19 protein-coding genes are annotated in these 16256 nt (G+C 36.2%); 10 read left to right on the forward strand and 9 right to left on the reverse strand.

Annotated elements, in window-relative coordinates; all coding sequences use genetic code 11:
* Nucleotides 1-63 precede the first annotated feature (63 nt).
* On the forward strand, nucleotides 64-453 hold the full coding sequence (locus IIF7_RS08305; RefSeq protein ID WP_084841215.1) for an HIT family protein: 390 nt from the start codon (nucleotides 64-66) through the stop codon (nucleotides 451-453).
* A 2-nt stretch (nucleotides 454-455) separates the two neighbouring features.
* Nucleotides 456-860 carry an acyl-CoA thioesterase gene (locus IIF7_RS08310; protein WP_139801294.1) on the forward strand — a complete coding sequence of 135 codons (405 nt, stop codon included), beginning with the start codon at nucleotides 456-458 and terminating at the stop codon, nucleotides 858-860.
* Here IIF7_RS08310 and IIF7_RS08315 read toward each other — a convergent pair.
* Nucleotides 857-2008, reverse strand: a complete 1152-nt coding sequence (locus tag IIF7_RS08315; RefSeq protein ID WP_084841216.1) for a sensor histidine kinase — start codon at nucleotides 2006-2008, stop codon at nucleotides 857-859. The genes IIF7_RS08310 and IIF7_RS08315 overlap by 4 nt on opposite strands.
* A gap of 117 nt (nucleotides 2009-2125) precedes the next feature.
* On the opposite strand from IIF7_RS08315, the gene IIF7_RS08320 reads away from it, so the two are divergent.
* The 4 genes from IIF7_RS08320 to IIF7_RS08335 all read left to right on the forward strand — a co-directional run bounded on the left by IIF7_RS08320 (nucleotide 2126) and on the right by IIF7_RS08335 (nucleotide 4596).
* The gene (locus tag IIF7_RS08320) at nucleotides 2126-3001 is read left to right on the forward strand and encodes a flavin reductase family protein (protein ID WP_084841217.1); all 876 of its coding nucleotides are present in this window, start codon (nucleotides 2126-2128) and stop codon (nucleotides 2999-3001) included.
* Between the two features lie 6 nt (nucleotides 3002-3007).
* Nucleotides 3008-3382 (forward strand): DUF3127 domain-containing protein, encoded by a 375-nt coding sequence (locus tag IIF7_RS08325; protein ID WP_084841218.1) that lies wholly within the window; start codon nucleotides 3008-3010, stop codon nucleotides 3380-3382.
* Between the two features lie 97 nt (nucleotides 3383-3479).
* Nucleotides 3480-4118, forward strand: coding sequence for a leucyl/phenylalanyl-tRNA--protein transferase (gene aat, locus IIF7_RS08330; protein ID WP_084841219.1), 639 nt, complete (start codon nucleotides 3480-3482; stop codon nucleotides 4116-4118).
* A 43-nt stretch (nucleotides 4119-4161) separates the two neighbouring features.
* Nucleotides 4162-4596, forward strand: coding sequence for a putative periplasmic lipoprotein (locus IIF7_RS08335; RefSeq protein ID WP_084841220.1), 435 nt, complete (start codon nucleotides 4162-4164; stop codon nucleotides 4594-4596).
* An 85-nt stretch (nucleotides 4597-4681) separates the two neighbouring features.
* Here the strand turns inward: IIF7_RS08335 and IIF7_RS08340 are convergent, their stop codons facing one another.
* Complete coding sequence (locus IIF7_RS08340; protein ID WP_084841221.1) at nucleotides 4682-5269, reverse strand: DNA-3-methyladenine glycosylase I; 588 nt, start codon at nucleotides 5267-5269, stop codon at nucleotides 4682-4684.
* Between the two features lie 3 nt (nucleotides 5270-5272).
* Entirely contained in the window at nucleotides 5273-5986 is a 714-nt protein-coding gene (locus tag IIF7_RS08345; protein WP_084841222.1) for a hypothetical protein, read from the reverse strand.
* A 237-nt stretch (nucleotides 5987-6223) separates the two neighbouring features.
* Between IIF7_RS08345 and IIF7_RS08350 the strand changes: the two genes are divergently transcribed.
* Nucleotides 6224-6769, forward strand: a complete 546-nt coding sequence (locus tag IIF7_RS08350; protein ID WP_084841223.1) for a DUF3575 domain-containing protein — start codon at nucleotides 6224-6226, stop codon at nucleotides 6767-6769.
* Here IIF7_RS08350 and truB read toward each other — a convergent pair.
* The 4 genes from truB to IIF7_RS08370 form a co-directional block, all read right to left on the reverse strand.
* Nucleotides 6766-7485, reverse strand: coding sequence for a tRNA pseudouridine(55) synthase TruB (gene truB / locus IIF7_RS08355; RefSeq protein WP_084841224.1), 720 nt, complete (start codon nucleotides 7483-7485; stop codon nucleotides 6766-6768). The two genes, IIF7_RS08350 and truB, sit on opposite strands and share 4 nt — an antisense overlap.
* Nucleotides 7486-7590: 105 nt before the next feature.
* Complete coding sequence (locus IIF7_RS08360; RefSeq protein WP_084841225.1) at nucleotides 7591-8385, reverse strand: undecaprenyl-diphosphate phosphatase; 795 nt, start codon at nucleotides 8383-8385, stop codon at nucleotides 7591-7593.
* A 3-nt stretch (nucleotides 8386-8388) separates the two neighbouring features.
* A complete protein-coding gene (locus tag IIF7_RS08365; protein WP_084841226.1) occupies nucleotides 8389-8643 on the reverse strand; it encodes a DUF3098 domain-containing protein in 255 nt (84 codons plus the stop codon).
* Nucleotides 8644-8660: 17 nt separating this feature from the next.
* Complete coding sequence (locus tag IIF7_RS08370) at nucleotides 8661-9539, reverse strand: cell division protein FtsX (protein ID WP_084841227.1); 879 nt, start codon at nucleotides 9537-9539, stop codon at nucleotides 8661-8663.
* A 176-nt stretch (nucleotides 9540-9715) separates the two neighbouring features.
* On the opposite strand from IIF7_RS08370, the gene IIF7_RS08375 reads away from it, so the two are divergent.
* Together IIF7_RS08375 and leuS are read left to right on the forward strand one after the other, a co-directional pair.
* The gene (locus IIF7_RS08375) at nucleotides 9716-10645 is read left to right on the forward strand and encodes a ketopantoate reductase family protein (protein ID WP_317041870.1); all 930 of its coding nucleotides are present in this window, start codon (nucleotides 9716-9718) and stop codon (nucleotides 10643-10645) included.
* A 364-nt stretch (nucleotides 10646-11009) separates the two neighbouring features.
* Nucleotides 11010-13826: a leucine--tRNA ligase gene (gene leuS / locus IIF7_RS08380; protein ID WP_084841228.1), complete on the forward strand. Its 2817-nt coding sequence runs from the start codon at nucleotides 11010-11012 to the stop codon at nucleotides 13824-13826.
* A gap of 602 nt (nucleotides 13827-14428) precedes the next feature.
* On the opposite strand, the gene rimM is transcribed toward leuS, so the two are convergent.
* Together rimM and IIF7_RS08390 are read right to left on the reverse strand one after the other, a co-directional pair.
* Nucleotides 14429-14956, reverse strand: coding sequence for a ribosome maturation factor RimM (gene rimM, locus IIF7_RS08385; RefSeq protein ID WP_084841229.1), 528 nt, complete (start codon nucleotides 14954-14956; stop codon nucleotides 14429-14431).
* A gap of 14 nt (nucleotides 14957-14970) precedes the next feature.
* Nucleotides 14971-15501, reverse strand: a complete 531-nt coding sequence (locus IIF7_RS08390; RefSeq protein ID WP_084841230.1) for a 30S ribosomal protein S16 — start codon at nucleotides 15499-15501, stop codon at nucleotides 14971-14973.
* Nucleotides 15502-15774: 273 nt separating this feature from the next.
* On the opposite strand from IIF7_RS08390, the gene IIF7_RS08395 reads away from it, so the two are divergent.
* Nucleotides 15775-16224, forward strand: a complete 450-nt coding sequence (locus IIF7_RS08395; RefSeq protein WP_084841252.1) for a ferritin-like domain-containing protein — start codon at nucleotides 15775-15777, stop codon at nucleotides 16222-16224.
* Nucleotides 16225-16256: the final 32 nt, after the last annotated feature.

Genomic DNA, 16256 nt, shown 5'->3' on the forward strand with positions numbered 1-16256 from the left:
TCTTTTAACGGAGATTCAGCAAAAGGATTTTTAATTTTATAGTACTAATCAAAACAATCAATTATGGCCAGTTTATTCACTAAAATAGTTCAGGGAGAGATTCCTGCCTATAAAATTGCAGAGGATAGCCAGTTTTTGGCTTTCCTAGATATTCGCCCAAATTGTAAAGGACATACGCTTTGTATTCCGAAGAGGGAAATAGATTATATTTTTGATATGGAAGAACAAATGTATATGGAGCTTATGCGTTTTTCCAGAAAAGTAGCACGGGCATTAGAGAAAACCGTGCCTTGTAAGCGTGTTGGTGTTGCAGTGGTTGGCTTGGAAGTACCACATACGCACGTACATTTAATTCCGCTTAACGATATGAGTGATATGAATTTTGCCAATCATTACGAAATGAGTGATGATGAGTTTAAAGAACTGGCAGAATCCATACACGTAAACTTATAAGTTTGGAAGATTTTAAGCTTGAATTAAAATTAAGGATAGACTGGAGCGATCTCGATATGTATCGCCATGTTAATAATCTTAGTTTTATGCGTTTTATGCAATCTGGAAGGGTAAATTTGTGGGAAGCCACCGGGTTGCATAAAATGTATGCTGAAGAATATAAAGGAGCAATGTTGGTTTCTACGCATTGCGATTTTAAAAGAGCTTTGCATTACCCTGGTAGCGCAATTATTAAAACCAGAATTGCTGAAATAGGCAACAAAAGTTTTAAGATCGAACATCATATTTTTGATGATGACAACCAGCTTTGTGCCATTGGAAAAGATGTTTCGGTTTTTTACAATTTCAGTGAAAATAAAACACTCCCAATTCCTGAAGATCTTAGGGAAATATTAAATCGATATTAGGCTTTTTTCAGCATAATTTCAAAAGTAGAGCCTTCGCCAATTTCACTTTTTGCAACTCTAATTCGGCCAATATGGTATTCTTCCACAATTCGTTTCGCTAAAGATAAACCAAGTCCCCAACCACGTTTTTTGGTAGTTTGTCCGGGTTCAAAAATAATTTTGAATCGGCTTTTATCGATTCCCTTTCCGGTATCGTGAACATAAACAAAAACCTGTTTCTCATTTTGTTTAATTTCGATGGTAATTTTTCCTTTACCTCGCATAGCATCGATGGCATTTTTTACCAGGTTTTCAATTGTCCAGCTAAAAAGCTGGGTGTTTAGATTTACAATAATTTTCTCTCTTGGAACCTGAAGATGAAAATCGATAAGTTTAGAGCTTCTGGTTTGTAAATACTGGTAGCTTTGTCTTGTTGCTTCAACAAGATCTGTTTCTTCTAAAAGTGGCGCAGATCCAATTTTAGAAAACCGCTCTGTTATAGTTTGTAAACGCTCTATGTCTTTTTCCATTTCAGAAACATAGGTCTCGTTTACTTTTTCCTGTTTTAAAATTTCGGTCCAGCCAATTAAAGAACTTAAAGGGGTGCCAATTTGATGTGCCGTTTCTTTGGCCATACCTGCCCAAAGTTTGTTTTGCTCGCTGTTTTTGGTAGTAGTGTAAAAGAAATAAATTACTCCAATAATTAAAAATCCAATAGTTACCAGGCCAAGCGGATAATATTTTAAGCTGTTTAAAACCGGTGAATTGCCATAATATACCTTATGCGTCCTAAACCTATCCAAATGCATAATGATAGGTTCGTTTTCATCTTTTAAACGATTTAGGTAATTTTCGGCTTTTTCAGGGGTGTCTATTTTTTCAGGATCAATAAAATGCGAAGACACAATATTTCCTTCTTCATCAGTTTGTAAAGTAGGAATGCTGGTGTTACTGTTTAGAACATTTAGAATAAGCGGACTCAAATTCTGGTTGCTATCTGCGCGATCTAACTCCAAAAGCGCTTCAGCCCAGATACTCATCTTTGTGCGCTCTTCGTCTTTAAGTCTGTTAAAAAATATGGTGGTATTCCATAAAACCAACACGATAACTGCTAATCCAGCAAATATGATAAACCAACGGTTAAACTTTCGTTCGTCACTAAAATTCATAAAGAGTTCCTCTCCATTTTAAAAGCGGTTAAATATAAGCGTTTTAATGTGAATATTATTGTGTGAGTAGGCTTTATATTCCTTATCCTAATTGTTACCTTTGCGAAAAATCGATGCATGTTAAGTATAGATTCTAAGGAATCGCCTTCTGGCGCTCTTTACAGGTATTTAAGTGGGGCAGTTGGGCCAAGGCCTATTGCTTTTGCCAGCACTTTGGATGCGGAAGGAAGACCAAATCTGGCTCCTTTTAGTTTTTTTAATGTGTTTAGCTCAAATCCTCCAATATTGGTATTTTCTCCTGTAAGGAGAGGAGTAGATGGAAGCTTAAAACATACATTGCTAAATCTTAAAGCTGTAAAAGAATGTGTGATTAACATTGTTAATTACAATATGGTTCAGCAAATGTCTTTAAGCAGTACAGATTATGCTGAAGGTGTAAACGAGTTTGAGAAATCTGGGCTCACGATGCAGAAATCAGATTTGGTAAAGCCATTTAGAGTGGCAGAATCTCCAGTTCAGTTTGAATGTAAGGTGAACGAGATTGTCGAACTTGGGCAGGAAGGTGGTGCCGGGAATCTGGTAATATGTGAGGTTTTAAAAACACATATTGATGAAGCAATTTTAGATGAAGACGGCTATATAGATCAGGTAAAGATCGATCAGGTAGCAAGAATGGGCGGTAATTGGTATACCCGTGCTGTAGATGGGATGTTTGAAGTTCCAAAACCTATCGCAAATTTAGGAGTAGGGGTAGATGCTATTCCGCAGGAAATTAGAGAAAGTTGTATCTTAACAGGAAATGATCTTGGTAAATTGGGTAATGTAGAAGAATTACCAACTTTGGAAGAATCGAAATTATACGTTTCTGAAGATGATTTATTTACCGAAATTATAGCAGCAAAAGAAACAGAAGCAATTCATAAACAGGCGCAGTTATTGCTGGATAGAGGAAAGGTGATAGAAGCGTGGAAATTATTACTAGCAAATTATTAAACGAAGATGGAAGTACAAGGAAAGATTAAATTAATTGGAGATACCAAGACTTTTGGAAATAACGGTTTTAGAAAAAGAGAATTGGTTGTTACTACTGAAGAGCAATATCCGCAGGATTTAATGATCGAATTTGTTCAGGATAAAACAGATTTATTAAACACATACCAGGTTGGGCAACCAGTAAAGGTAGGGATTAACCTTCGTGGTAGAGAATGGGTAAGCCCACAGGGAGAAACCAAATATTTTAATTCTATCCAGGGCTGGAGAATAGAAAACCTACAGCCATCACAACCGGGTGGTCAAAATGTTCCACCACCAGAAGATCATTTTGAACCAGCACAGGATTTTAAAGATGAAGATTACGACGATCTTCCATTCTAAAAATTAAGAGATATTTTTTACAAAAAGCTTAGTATGTGGTTAACGTGCTAAGCTTTTTTCTTTTTGTACATTTCTAATTATAAAAATTACTTCAGTTTTGCAGATTCTTAAACCTTTTGAACCTTTTCCGGATATTGAGTACACCTCAGAAGAAGGTCTGCTAGCAGTGGGAGGTTCTCTTACTGAAGACCGATTAATGGAAGCGTATTCTAAAGGAATTTTTCCCTGGTACGACGAATCTCAGCCAATTTTATGGTGGTGCCCAGATCCCAGAATGGTTTTATTTCCGCAGAAATTAAAAGTTTCGAAAAGCATGAAACAATTGCTAAAGAAAGAAATTTTTAAAGTTACCTATAACGAAGCTTTTGAGACAGTTATTGAAAATTGTGCTGCAATTAAACGAAAAGGACAATTAGGAACCTGGATTACCCCAGAAATGAAAGCTGCCTATACCAGTTTACATAAAAAAGGAATCGCGCAGTCTGTAGAGGTGTGGCAAGATGGTAAGATCGTAGGCGGGTTATACGGACTTTGGCTGAAGCATAAAAAAGTGTTTTGCGGCGAAAGTATGTTTGCAAAAGTAAGCAACGCTTCTAAATATGGTTTTATAAGTTTGGTGAGAAAGCTTCAAGAGAAAGGAGTAGAACTTATAGACTGCCAGGTTCATACAGATCATTTAGAAAGTTTAGGAGCTGAAGAAATTTCGAGAAACGAGTTTTTAGAGTTTTTGAAGTAGCTAAGGATTTTTTGATTACATTTCCGGTATCAATCAAATTCAGATGAAAAAAATATTTCTCTTATTCGGTTTAGCTATTTTAAGCGCATGTTCTTCAAACATCGATGATGACGAACCAGAAGTATTAACACCTGCTGAAATTTCTGTTGAAGTAGACTACTTTAATTATGAAATCGATACTGAAGCGATGACTACTTTAATGGAATACCGAATGACCTTCTATAACGAGTCAGATTTTGATATAGAGGGTTATCCGCAGATTTACATTGGGCAGGAAGGTGTGGAAGATTTTAGTGTGACCACTCAGCGTTATAACGGTGAAAACCCCTGTAATTATTTAAGTGCTAATAGTAGTTGCACGCAAGAATTTTCAGAATTAAGAACTTACGATGAAGGAGATCTGCAAGCCGGGTCTGGTGAGATTCCGGTGTTAACGCTAGTAGATATTCAGTATAGAATTTTAGAGGAACATCGTTAGATGATTAAGAAAGTTTTTTACTCGATAATCGAGATTAAATGCACCGAGGCTCTCGATTTTAGGAGTTAATTTTTAAACAAATGCTTTATGGTTGCGGCATTAGGTTGTTTACTTCTTCATATCTAAAACAGGAAACTTCATGATCGTTAACCATCCCGGTAGCCTGCATATGTGCATAAACAACGGTAGAACCAACAAATTTGAATCCGCGTTTTTTTAGGTCTTTGCTTAACTTATCACTAATTTCGGTAGTAGCAGGAGCATTTTTATAGTTCTCAACCTTATTTTGCAAGGGTTTGTGATCTACAAAACTCCAGATGTATTGATCAAAACTACCAAATTCCTCCTGAATTTTCATAAAAAGCTGTGCGTTGGTAACGGCACTCCTTACTTTTAATTTGTTCCTGATGATGCCCGGATTCAGCAATAATTCCTGAATTTTTTCTTCGGAATATTTAGCTACTTTTTTATAGTCAAAATCATCGAAAGCTTCCCTAAAGTTTTCTCGTTTTCTTAAAATCGTGATCCAGCTTAAACCTGCCTGGAAGGTTTCCAGGACTAAAAACTCAAATAACTTTTGTTCATCGTGTACTGGTACGCCCCATTCTTCATCATGATAAGCCTCATATAAAGGATCTCCCAGACACCAGCCGCATCTATGTTTTTCAGTCATTTTTTAAGGTTTAAATTGATAAGTAATAGTTCCTGGTTGATTATCTCTTCCCGATAACTCACTAAAGATAGCTTCAGAAGCATAAATTAAAGCATTTTCAACCAAACATTTATTATCTGTAGATGAACTTGCTTCGTTAAATGAAGTAGCAGTTACGCGACCATTTTCATTCACCTTAATATTGATCACGATCTTTCCTGAAACACTACAGGTATAAATAGGATTAGGAATGTCTACCGCCGTTCTTCCCCTAAGATTAAAAGAAATCGAACTGTTCCTTAAATTTCCAGATTGTGTTGAGGTTTTGCTGCTTGTACTATTTCCATCAGATCTTTTTTGTGTTGTTTTACCAGATCTTCCAATTGCATAATTGCCAGAAGAAGAGGTCGCGCTATTTTCTGAAGTTTCGGTTTGTGAAGCCGAATTTCTCTCGAAAATATCATTTAGCTGTTTATCAAAATTCGATTCCCTGGCCTCATTATTTTGATCGAAAGCTCGATGTGTTTGGGGTTTAAAATTTGCTTGCTCTGGTTCTTCTTCGGGTTCTGGCTCTTCCTGTTTTTGTTTTAAAGATTCAGTAAAAGAGTCAAGATCTACCAGAAATTCCTGATTTTTTCTAGCACTACTGCCCAAATGCCAGTTGAAAAGCACCAAAATCAATATTAGAAAGACCAAAATGGTTAATAATAAAGCTTTATGTTTTTCTATAAACTGCATGTAGTATAAACGTAGATCGCTATTCTCTATTTTGGAGGAAAGTTAGCATTTTTTAGAATTTATATTCCCATGAGTTAGTTAAGACTTTATCGGCGTACCAAAAGTTACATTTCAATAAAGTGATATTTAAAATATAAATAGCCTTTTTATTTTAAATGATGTTAATAAATAAATCACAGATTAGTCATCTATTTTGATATATTCGTAGATATATCTTAAAATCACATCAATCAAATAATGAAAAAAATCTTACTATTACTAAGTTTTCTTAGTGTATCATCAATTGTTATTGCGCAGGAAGATCAGGAATTCGACGACACTAAGCAGGAATTAAAGCTGAATTTAGCCATGTCTGTCGCCGGAGTTCCAGAAATTACCTACGAATATTTTTTAGAAGATAATAGCAGTATTGGTGCTTCTGTAGCGATTAGTTTGGAAAGTGAAGAGGATATGGCATTGCGTTTTATTTTTAGTCCGTACTATAGATTGTTTTTCGGGAAAAAGAAAAATGCAGGCTTTTTTATTGAAGCCAATACCGCCATTGCTACCTATTATGATTATTATAGTGAATACTATTACGATGATAATCTAATGGAAGAAAGACACATCTTTTACGACGAAAAAACTACCAATTTTGGTTTAGGTGCCGCAGTAGGTTTTAAGCTTTTAACTCGTAATAATTATATCGGTGAGATCTATGCCGGTGCTGGTAGATTATTTGGTGATCAAAAAGCGGCAGAAGCTTATCCACGTGTGGGGATCACAATTGGAAAGCGTTTCTAAGAACCCGAAACTGGGCCTGGCAATTGCTTCTCAAAGTCATCAAGATTTAAACTATTTTCGATATTAAAATCGCCAATTTTAGTTCTTCTTAATGCTGAAAGATGCGCGCCACTCTCAAGTTTTTTACCAAAATCGTGAGCAAGACTTCTTATATATGTTCCTTTACTGCAAACTACCCTGAAGTTAATATTCGGGAAATCTGAAGCATCGGTTTCAAAGTCTTCAATACTTATTGTTCTGGGTTTTATTTCAACTTCTTCACCTTTTCGGGCATATTCATAAAGTCGTTTTCCGTCTTTTTTTAATGCTGAAAAAACCGGTGGATATTGTTCGATATCGCCAATAAAGCTTTTGGTCGTTTCTGCTATGTTTTCTTCTGAAATATGATCTATAGGGAAAGTTTCGTCTACTTCGGTTTCCAGATCGTAAGAAGGTGTTGTAGCTCCCAGTTGAAAAGTACCGGTATACTCTTTAATTTGCCCTTGTAGTTCCGGAATTCTTTTGGTGAACTTTCCGGTGCAGATAATTAAAAGTCCGGTTGCTAATGGATCTAAGGTGCCGGCGTGGCCAACTTTGATCTTTTTAATATTACAGCTTTTGCGAATCATCCATCGTACTTTATTCACTAGCTGAAAAGACGTCCAGTTTACAGGCTTATCAAAAAGTAAGATTTGGCCGGTTTTAAATTCTTCCGCAGTGATAATAGGATGATTCATAAATACAAAATCTGTTTAAGGCTTCAAACTTAAATACAAATTTATGATCGTAGGCAATAATTTCAGTTTTTGTTGAATTTTTCTACTTAGAACTTCAGGAATAAATTATGCGAAATAACCAAAGCCAATTGCGATGATTCCTACAATAAAGCAGTAAATAGAGAAATAAGAAAGTTTACTCTTTTTAACCAGAGAGATCATCCAGGTGCAGGCCACAAGTCCAGATAAAAATGCGGCAACAAAACCTATAATAAGATGCGAGCCACCAACAGATTCTTCAGTGATATTCCCATCCATTAAATCTTTAGCGATCTTACCGAAAATCAATGGCACCACCATCAAAAATGAAAAACGCGCTGCTTTGGTTTTATCGTTCCCTAAAAGAACAGAAGTCGAAATGGTAGAACCACTACGTGAAATTCCCGGTAACATGGCGATCGCCTGTGAAACACCAATCACAAAAGCATTCATAAAACTTACCGGTTTACCCGTGTCTTTTGCTTTGTCTGCAAGCCAAAGTAAGAGTGCGGTGATTACTAGCATAAAACCAACAAAAACAACACTTCCGCCAAAAAGTTCTTCTAAATAGTCTTCGAAGAAAACACCTATAAGTGCAGCAGGAATCATAGAGATAATGATCTTGGCTGAAAACTGTGTTTCCTCGTTCCATTTAAACTGAAAAAGTCCTTTAAAAATATCGAATATGTCCTTTCTAAAAACAACGATCGTACTTAATGCCGTTGCAAAATGAAGAACAACCGTAAACATCATAGACTCTTCAGGCAAACTGCTGTCGCCTAAAATAGCTTTTCCTAATTCTAAATGTCCACTGGAAGAAACGGGTAAAAACTCAGTTAATCCCTGAATAACCCCTAAGATAATGGCGTCTAAAGTATCCAAATTCTATTTTTTGTTTGGGTTTACTAAAATGGCGAATACCTGAATCCCAAAACCAATTAAAACGATGGTTGGGGCAAGGCGAATACGCTGAAAGTTATAAACAGCTTCGTTAAACTCGTTAGGATCTTCGCTACCGCCGCCTGCCATCAAAATAAATCCTAAAGCGATTACCGCCAGACCAATAAACATGAATTTGTAATTCTTTTTACCAAATACAAAATTTTTGTCTTGTTCTTGGGGTTTAGTGTTATTGCTCATGTTCTATGATTTTTGCTTTAATAATAAAGCTCGTCTGTTTTTAAATTTAAAAATCTGGTGGTTGCAAAAAAGGTGCTTAACCAGGTGATTACGATTCCGGTTAAAAAAACACCACCAAATAAGGCTAATATAAGTTTTTTATCGGCTAGCAGGTTTAATTCAGCAAAACTATTGTTTAGATAGTAAATCACTGCAGCCATTCCTATAAGTGCTACAATGGCGCCGATAATTCCCAGTTTTACACTATTCCAAATAAACGGACGGCGAATAAATCCTTTGGTGGCACCAACCATTTGCATGGTTTTTATTGTGAAACGCTTGGAGTAAACCGATAATCTAATAGAGCTGTTAATAAGTAAAACTGCGATAAAAGTGAATAAAGCACTAACAATTAATACCCAGAAACTTATCTTTTTAAGATTGTTATTCAGCAAAGAAATTAATGGCTTATCGTAAGCAACTTCGTCTACGGCACTATTTTCTGAAAGTTTTGTAGCAATTTCTTCTACTTTTTCAGAAGAAACAAAATCGGCATTCATATAAACATCGATCGAATTCTGAAGCGGATTGTAATCCAAAAACTCCATGAAATCTTCGCCAATAGCTTCCTTGGTTTGTTCAGCAGCTTCTTCTTTAGATACAAAAGTTACCGATCGTGTATACGAAGCGGTGTCTAAACTTTTAGTAAGATTCTGCATGGCCTCATCTTTAGCATCATCGTTAAAATACACCGTAAGGGCGATTTGCTCTTTAAAATGATCTGCTACTTTTTTGGTGTTTAAAACCAATAATCCCAGCATTCCCAATAGAAAAAGAACCAATGCGATACTTAGCACTACAGAGAAGTACGATGAAATTAAACGTCGCTTTTGATATCTTTCAAAAGATGTGCTCATAAACAGCTACCAATTTTTTGTAAAAATAATAAAGTAAACGGTTTCAAGACTTTCTTAACGTCCAAACTTTATTAATTATTCTGATAAGCGTAAATTTGAGGTATAATCAATCAATTTTTGTGAAAATGCTATTAAAATATCCAATCTTAATAGCTAAATAAAGCTGAAAAAGAAAAATGATAAAAATTCTAGTTTACGGAACCGGCGGGGTAGGTGGTTACTTTGGCGGTAGGCTTGCGCAGGCAGGTCACGATGTTACCTTTATGGCCAGAAATGAAAGTTTGAAAGCCATAAAGGAAAACGGACTAATAGTTAAAAGTGTAAATGGTGATTTTACAGTAAAGCCTGCAAAAGCAACCGATGATATTAGTGAAATTGAATCGCCAGATTTGGTGATTTTTGGCTTAAAATCCTGGCAAATAAAAGATGCCGCAAAACATCTAAAATCGATAATTACTGAAGAAACTATGGTGTTGCCACTGCAAAATGGCGCCGATAATATGGAAAAGCTTCAGGAAGTATTGCCTAAAAAGAATGTTTTAGCTGGTTTTTGCCGAATTTATAGTAAAAAAGAAGCTCCGGGAGTGATTAATCACTTCCAATTTGATCCTGAAATCATTTTTGGGGAACTGGATAACGAAAAATCTGAGCGTGTTTTAAAATTGAAGGAAATTTTCAACAATTCTGGCTTTAAAGGAATTGTTCCAGATGATATTCATAAAGCGATTTGGAAGAAATTCAGTTTTATTGCCACCGTTAGTGGTTTGGGAGGTTTAACCCGAGTAAGTATTGGCAGAATGTGGCAGGACGATTATTTGCAGGGTATTTTAAAGAAAACCGGACTCGAAATTCAGGCGATTGCACAGGCAAAAGGAGTAGATTTTAATGATGAAGATGTAGTGCAGTTATTTCAGTTTATCGATGATCAGGGAATGACGGCTACTGCTTCTACTCAAAGAGATATCATGGCTGGTCGCCCTTCAGAATTAGGAAACTTTAATGGGTATATTGTAGAGCAGGGGAAAAAACTAGGAATCGAAACTCCAGTGAACGAATTTATTTATCGTGCACTATTGCCAATGGAAAAGGAAGCCAGAAGAAGTTAGAATTCAGAATTGAGATCGTTGCGCTGCTAGATTTTAGAGTCTGGACTCTTTGGAATTTTGATAATTTGATAATGCTTGAATGTGCTGATTTGAAATATTAAAGAAATGAGAGATAGGATTAAAGACCACGACTGAAAATGTAGAATTTATATTCAGCATCAAGATTTACTATTTATTAATACGAACAGCTGTTAACCGTCAACCGTAAACTATCCAGCTAAACCTATTTCCATTCTTAATTGCTGCGACTGGTTTAAAATTGTAAATTTGCAGCCATTGTTAAATATTGATAATTACGGAATTCGAATCAAGTAGAATTCTGATAAAAATAAAGTCCGTTTAGGACATTCAGAAATAAACAAAAATGAACTACAACTTCAACGAAATTGAAGCCAAATGGCAAAAGTATTGGGCAGAGAACCAAACTTTTAAAGCGTCTAACTCCTCAGATAAGCCAAAATATTACGTATTGGATATGTTTCCTTATCCATCGGGAGCCGGCTTGCACGTTGGGCATCCGCTGGGTTATATCGCCAGTGATATTTATGCGCGCTACAAACGTCATAAAGGTTTTAATGTTTTGCATCCGCAGGGTTATGATAGTTTTGGGCTTCCGGCCGAGCAATATGCGATTCAAACCGGGCAGCATCCTGCGATCACAACCAAAGACAATATTGCAAGATATCGTGAGCAATTAGACAAAATTGGGTTTAGTTTCGATTGGAGTAGAGAAGTGCGTACCAGTAATCCTGAGTATTACAAATGGACGCAGTGGATCTTTATTCAGCTTTTTGAATCCTGGTATGATCTGGAAGCTGATAAAAGCCGACCTGTTTCTGAATTACAAGAAATCTTTGCTGCGGAAGGGAATACAAGAATTAAAGCGGCATGTGATGATGATGTAGAAGATTTTTCAGCTGACGCCTGGAACAAATTTTCTTCAGAAGAAAAACAACGAATTTTACTTAAATACAGACTTACTTATCTTGCGGAAACTGAAGTAAACTGGTGTCCACAACTGGGAACAGTATTGGCTAACGACGAGATCGTAAATGGAGTTTCAGAGCGTGGTGGCTACCCAGTAACTCGTAAAAAGATGACCCAGTGGAGCATGCGAATTTCTGCCTTTGCAGAGCGTTTGCTTAAAGGATTAGAGAATATCGACTGGACAGAAAGTTTAAAGGAAAGTCAGCGTAACTGGATCGGGAAATCTGTTGGGGCACATGTAGATTTTAAAATTCAGGGAACAGATCATAAAGTCGGTGTGTTTACCACCCGTCCTGATACGATTTTCGGGGTAACTTTTATGACCCTTGCACCAGAACATGAATTGGTAAATGAGATTACTACAGACGCTCAAAAAGAAGAAGTAGCGGCTTATGTTGAAGCAACTGCAAAACGTAGCGAACGTGAACGAATGGCAGATGTAAAAACGATTTCCGGAGCATTTACCGGAGCATATGCCGAGCATCCGTTTACTAAAGAACCAGTGCCAATTTGGATTGGAGATTATGTATTGGCGGGCTACGGAACCGGTGCGGTTATGGCTGTGCCATGTGGTGATCAGCGAGATTACGATTTTGCCAAGCATTTTAAAATCCCAATTAAAGATATTTTTGAAAATGCTGATATTTCTGAAGAAGCCCATAGCGGAAAAGAAGGAACAGTAATCGCAAATTCAGATTTCTTAAACGGATTAGAATATAAAGAGGCGCTACAAAAAGCGATTCTTAAGTTAGAAGAAATAGGTGCAGGTTACGGCAAAACCAATTATAGATTAAGAGATGCGGTATTTTCTCGCCAGCGTTATTGGGGAGAACCTTTCCCGGTATATTACGTGGACGGTCTGCCGCAAATGATAGATTTAGAACATTTGCCTTTGCACTTACCTGAAGTTGAAAAATATCTCCCAACCGAAACCGGTGAGCCGCCATTAGGCAACGCGACCGATTGGGCATGGGATACTGTTGCTAATAAAGTGGTGAGTAATGATAAGATCGATGATGAAACCGTATTTCCTCTAGAGCTAAACACTATGCCGGGTTGGGCTGGTAGTAGCTGGTATTTATTCCGTTATATGGATGCTGGTAATGATGATGTTTTTGCTTCTGAAGCGGCATTAGATTATTGGGAAAATGTAGATCTATACATTGGTGGAAGTGAGCATGCCACCGGGCATTTACTATATTCCAGATTTTGGACCAAATTCTTAAAAGATCGCGGGCATTTAAAAGTAGAAGAACCTTTTAAAAAGTTGATCAACCAGGGAATGATCCTTGGAACTAGTGCTTTTGTATATAGACTTGAAGGTGAGAATAAATTTGTTTCTAAAAACCTTATTGACGGTAAATCGGTGCAGCCAATTCATGCTCCTGTAGCGTTTGTAAATTCTTCAGATGAATTAGATGTTGAAGCTTTTAAAAACTGGAGACCGGAATTTAAGGATGCCGAATTTATTACTGAAGAGAGCGGCGCTTATATTGTAGGTAGAGAGGTTGAAAAAATGTCGAAATCTAAATATAATGTGGTGAATCCAGATGATATTTGTGAAGATTTCGGTGCTGATACTTTAAGAATGTACGAAATGTTCCTTGGGCCTATCGATCAGGCAAAACCTTGGAATACCGCCGGAATCACCGGAGTGCATAGTTTCCTTAAAAAGCTTTGGAAATTATATATCAAAAACGACCAATTTGAGGTTTCAGAGGAAAAAGCTTCTGCAGAATCTTTAAAAACATTGCACAAAACCATCAAAAAAGTCACTGAAGATATCGAGAATTTCAGTTTTAATACTTCAGTTTCTACTTTTATGATCTGTGTAAACGAACTGAATGCTCAAAAATGTAATAGTCGTGAAGTTTTAGAGCCTTTAGCGGTTCTAATCGCACCTTATGCGCCACATATTGCTGAAGAATTATGGAGTAAGTTAGGGCATTCAGAATCAATTTCGACTGCTTCTTATCCAGAGTTTGAAGAGAAATTTTTAGTAGAAAGCACTAAAAATTATCCAATTTCATTTAATGGGAAAATGCGCTTTACGATGGAATTACCAATGGATATGAGTAAAGATGAGATCGAGAAAACGGTAATGGCAGACGAGCGTACCCAAAAACAATTAGACGGTAGAACTCCTAAAAAAGTGATCGTTGTACCAGGTAAGATTGTAAATATTGTAGGCTAATTTTTTAGTTGTTAGCTGATTTTTTATAATACATTAAACCTCACAGGTTTTTATAACCTGTGAGGTTTTTTAATGGTGTTTAGTTAAATTTCAGGAGATTTCTCGACTCGTACCTCGCTCGAAATGACCAATCGCATTTTTTTTTAATTGGGTTGAAAAAGATATGGGGATTGTATTAGCAAGCTTAGTGATGAGCAATAATTAGTAAATTGTCGTCATTTCGAGCGCAACGAAGTGAAGTCGAGAAATCTAAATTATTATTGTTTTTCCTTAGAAGTAAGATTTCAAAATTCAAGATTTTAGGTCATGATTATTGACTCCTTCTTGTTTCAAATCAGCACATTTTCCCATTATCAAACAGTCTATTTTCTAATATCTAGCAGCGCAGCACTCCAAATTCTAACTACAAAGTACTTCTCGATACAATTTCTCATGCCTCGAAATTACTCGAAGTGACAATAAGTTTTTAAAATGGGAATTCAGAATACTACAATATTCAAAATAAAAAATTTTACCTTTTTGTCTTAGTCTATTTTCTAATCTCTAAAAGCGTAGCGTTCTAAAATCTAACATCTACATCTAAGAGCAAAGCGGTCTAAACTCTAACCTAAATACAGGTCAATAAGTCCTTCAGGAGTAATAAGGTGAATGGTTTTGTTTGGCTTGTCGATCTTTTGGATAAATTCATCATTCATAGGAACAAGAATTTCTTTTTCATCTTTTTTGATCTCAAACAAGGCCTGGGCAGTGCTATCATTTATAGAGGTAATTTCGCCTATATCGCCATGAGTAGCGTCGATAACTCTAAAGCCAATAATTTCGTGGTAATAAAACTGGTCTTCTTCCAGTTCTGGTAAGAAAGTGAGCGGAAGATAAAGTTCGCATCCAATCATGTCTTCTGCATCATCTTCAGTATCGATATCTTCTATCTTGGCACGTAATAAAGTGCTTTTATGTAGAGAGGTTTTTTCAAAGAAAAATGGAACCAGATTGTTGTTATATTCAACAAAAACTGATTCCATTTCTGTGTACAATTCAGGTTCGTCTGTATCTAACTTGATAAGAACTTCCCCTTTAAAGCTAAATTTACTAACGATTTTTCCTAAGTAGAAACACTCCTCTTTAGTCATCGTTAGATAGTTTATTAAGCTTCTTTTTCTTCTGTAGCTTCACCTTCAGCAGCTGGCTCTTCAGTAGCAGCTTCTTCTGCAACAGCAGCCTCTTCAGCTTCTTTAGCAGCAGCTTCACGCTTAGCATTTACTTCTTTCTCTGCAGCTAAAGCTTTATCTCTAGCTTCTTGATCTGCTTTAGAAAGATTTTCTTTTTTGTCGTTAATCTTGCCTTCTTTTTCCTCTAGCCAAGCCTGGAATTTCTTCTCAGCTTCTTCTTCGGTTAAAGCGCCTTTTTTAACTCCAACGGCAAGGTGTTTCTTTAATAAAGCACCTTTGTAAGAAAGAATAGCACGAGCAGTATCTGTTGGCTGTGCACCATTCTGTAACCATTTTACGGCTCCATCTACATCTAACTCTACAGTTGCAGGGTTAGTGTTTGGGTTGTAAATTCCTAATTTATCTAAGAATTTACCATCTCTTTTAGCACGTGCATCTGCGGCTACGATCCAATAAAAAGGTTTTCCTTTTTTACCGTGTCTTTGTAATCTGATTTTTACAGGCATAAAAATTAATTTATGGGGTTCCCGACCCCTATTATTAATAAGGCTGCAAAGATACTACATTTTTCTAATTTACAAGAGGTTGGCATAAAAATATTGAGATGGTTTAAAATTTAGATATGATCTTTTCAGATTTTAAAAAATTGGTAACAAAATCATAGAATTTCACCTTATAAGTTAAAAGCAGTTAATTAGTGCTAAACCCTGTTAAATAGGTTGTTGTAGCGATAAATGGATTGTAATTTTATCATAGCTATGAACGAAAAAAAGAATGTTATGAAATATTCAGAAGAAGTATCAGAAAGGTTGAATGAGCTGTTAGAAAAGAATTATGATGCTGAAAAGGGATACAAATTCGCAGCAGAGCATATTGAAAATGAAAAGTTGAAGGCATTTTTTACAGAGCGTGCAAAAGAGCGATATGATTTTGGACATGAACTAAAGGCTGAAATTCGAAATTTTGGAGAAAATCCTGAAAAAGGAACTAGTCTTGCGGGCGATGTTCATCGCACGTGGATGAATTTAAAAACAGCATTGGCCGGAAATAAAGAAGAAGCGGTTTTAGAAGAAGCGATAAGAGGTGAAGAAATTGCTGTTGAAGAGTACGAAAAAATATTAAAAGACACTAATATCCCTCCTTCTACACAAAATGTGCTTTTAAAGCAAAAGAATGTAATTGTAGCTTCTTTAAATGAAGTGAAATCTTTAGAGCTACAATACGACTAATTAAAAAATTGCCTTGAAAAAGAAAATAGATT

Origin of the sequence: Zunongwangia atlantica 22II14-10F7, from assembly GCF_002094855.1 — a bacterium.
GTDB lineage: Bacteria > Bacteroidota > Bacteroidia > Flavobacteriales > Flavobacteriaceae > Zunongwangia > Zunongwangia atlantica.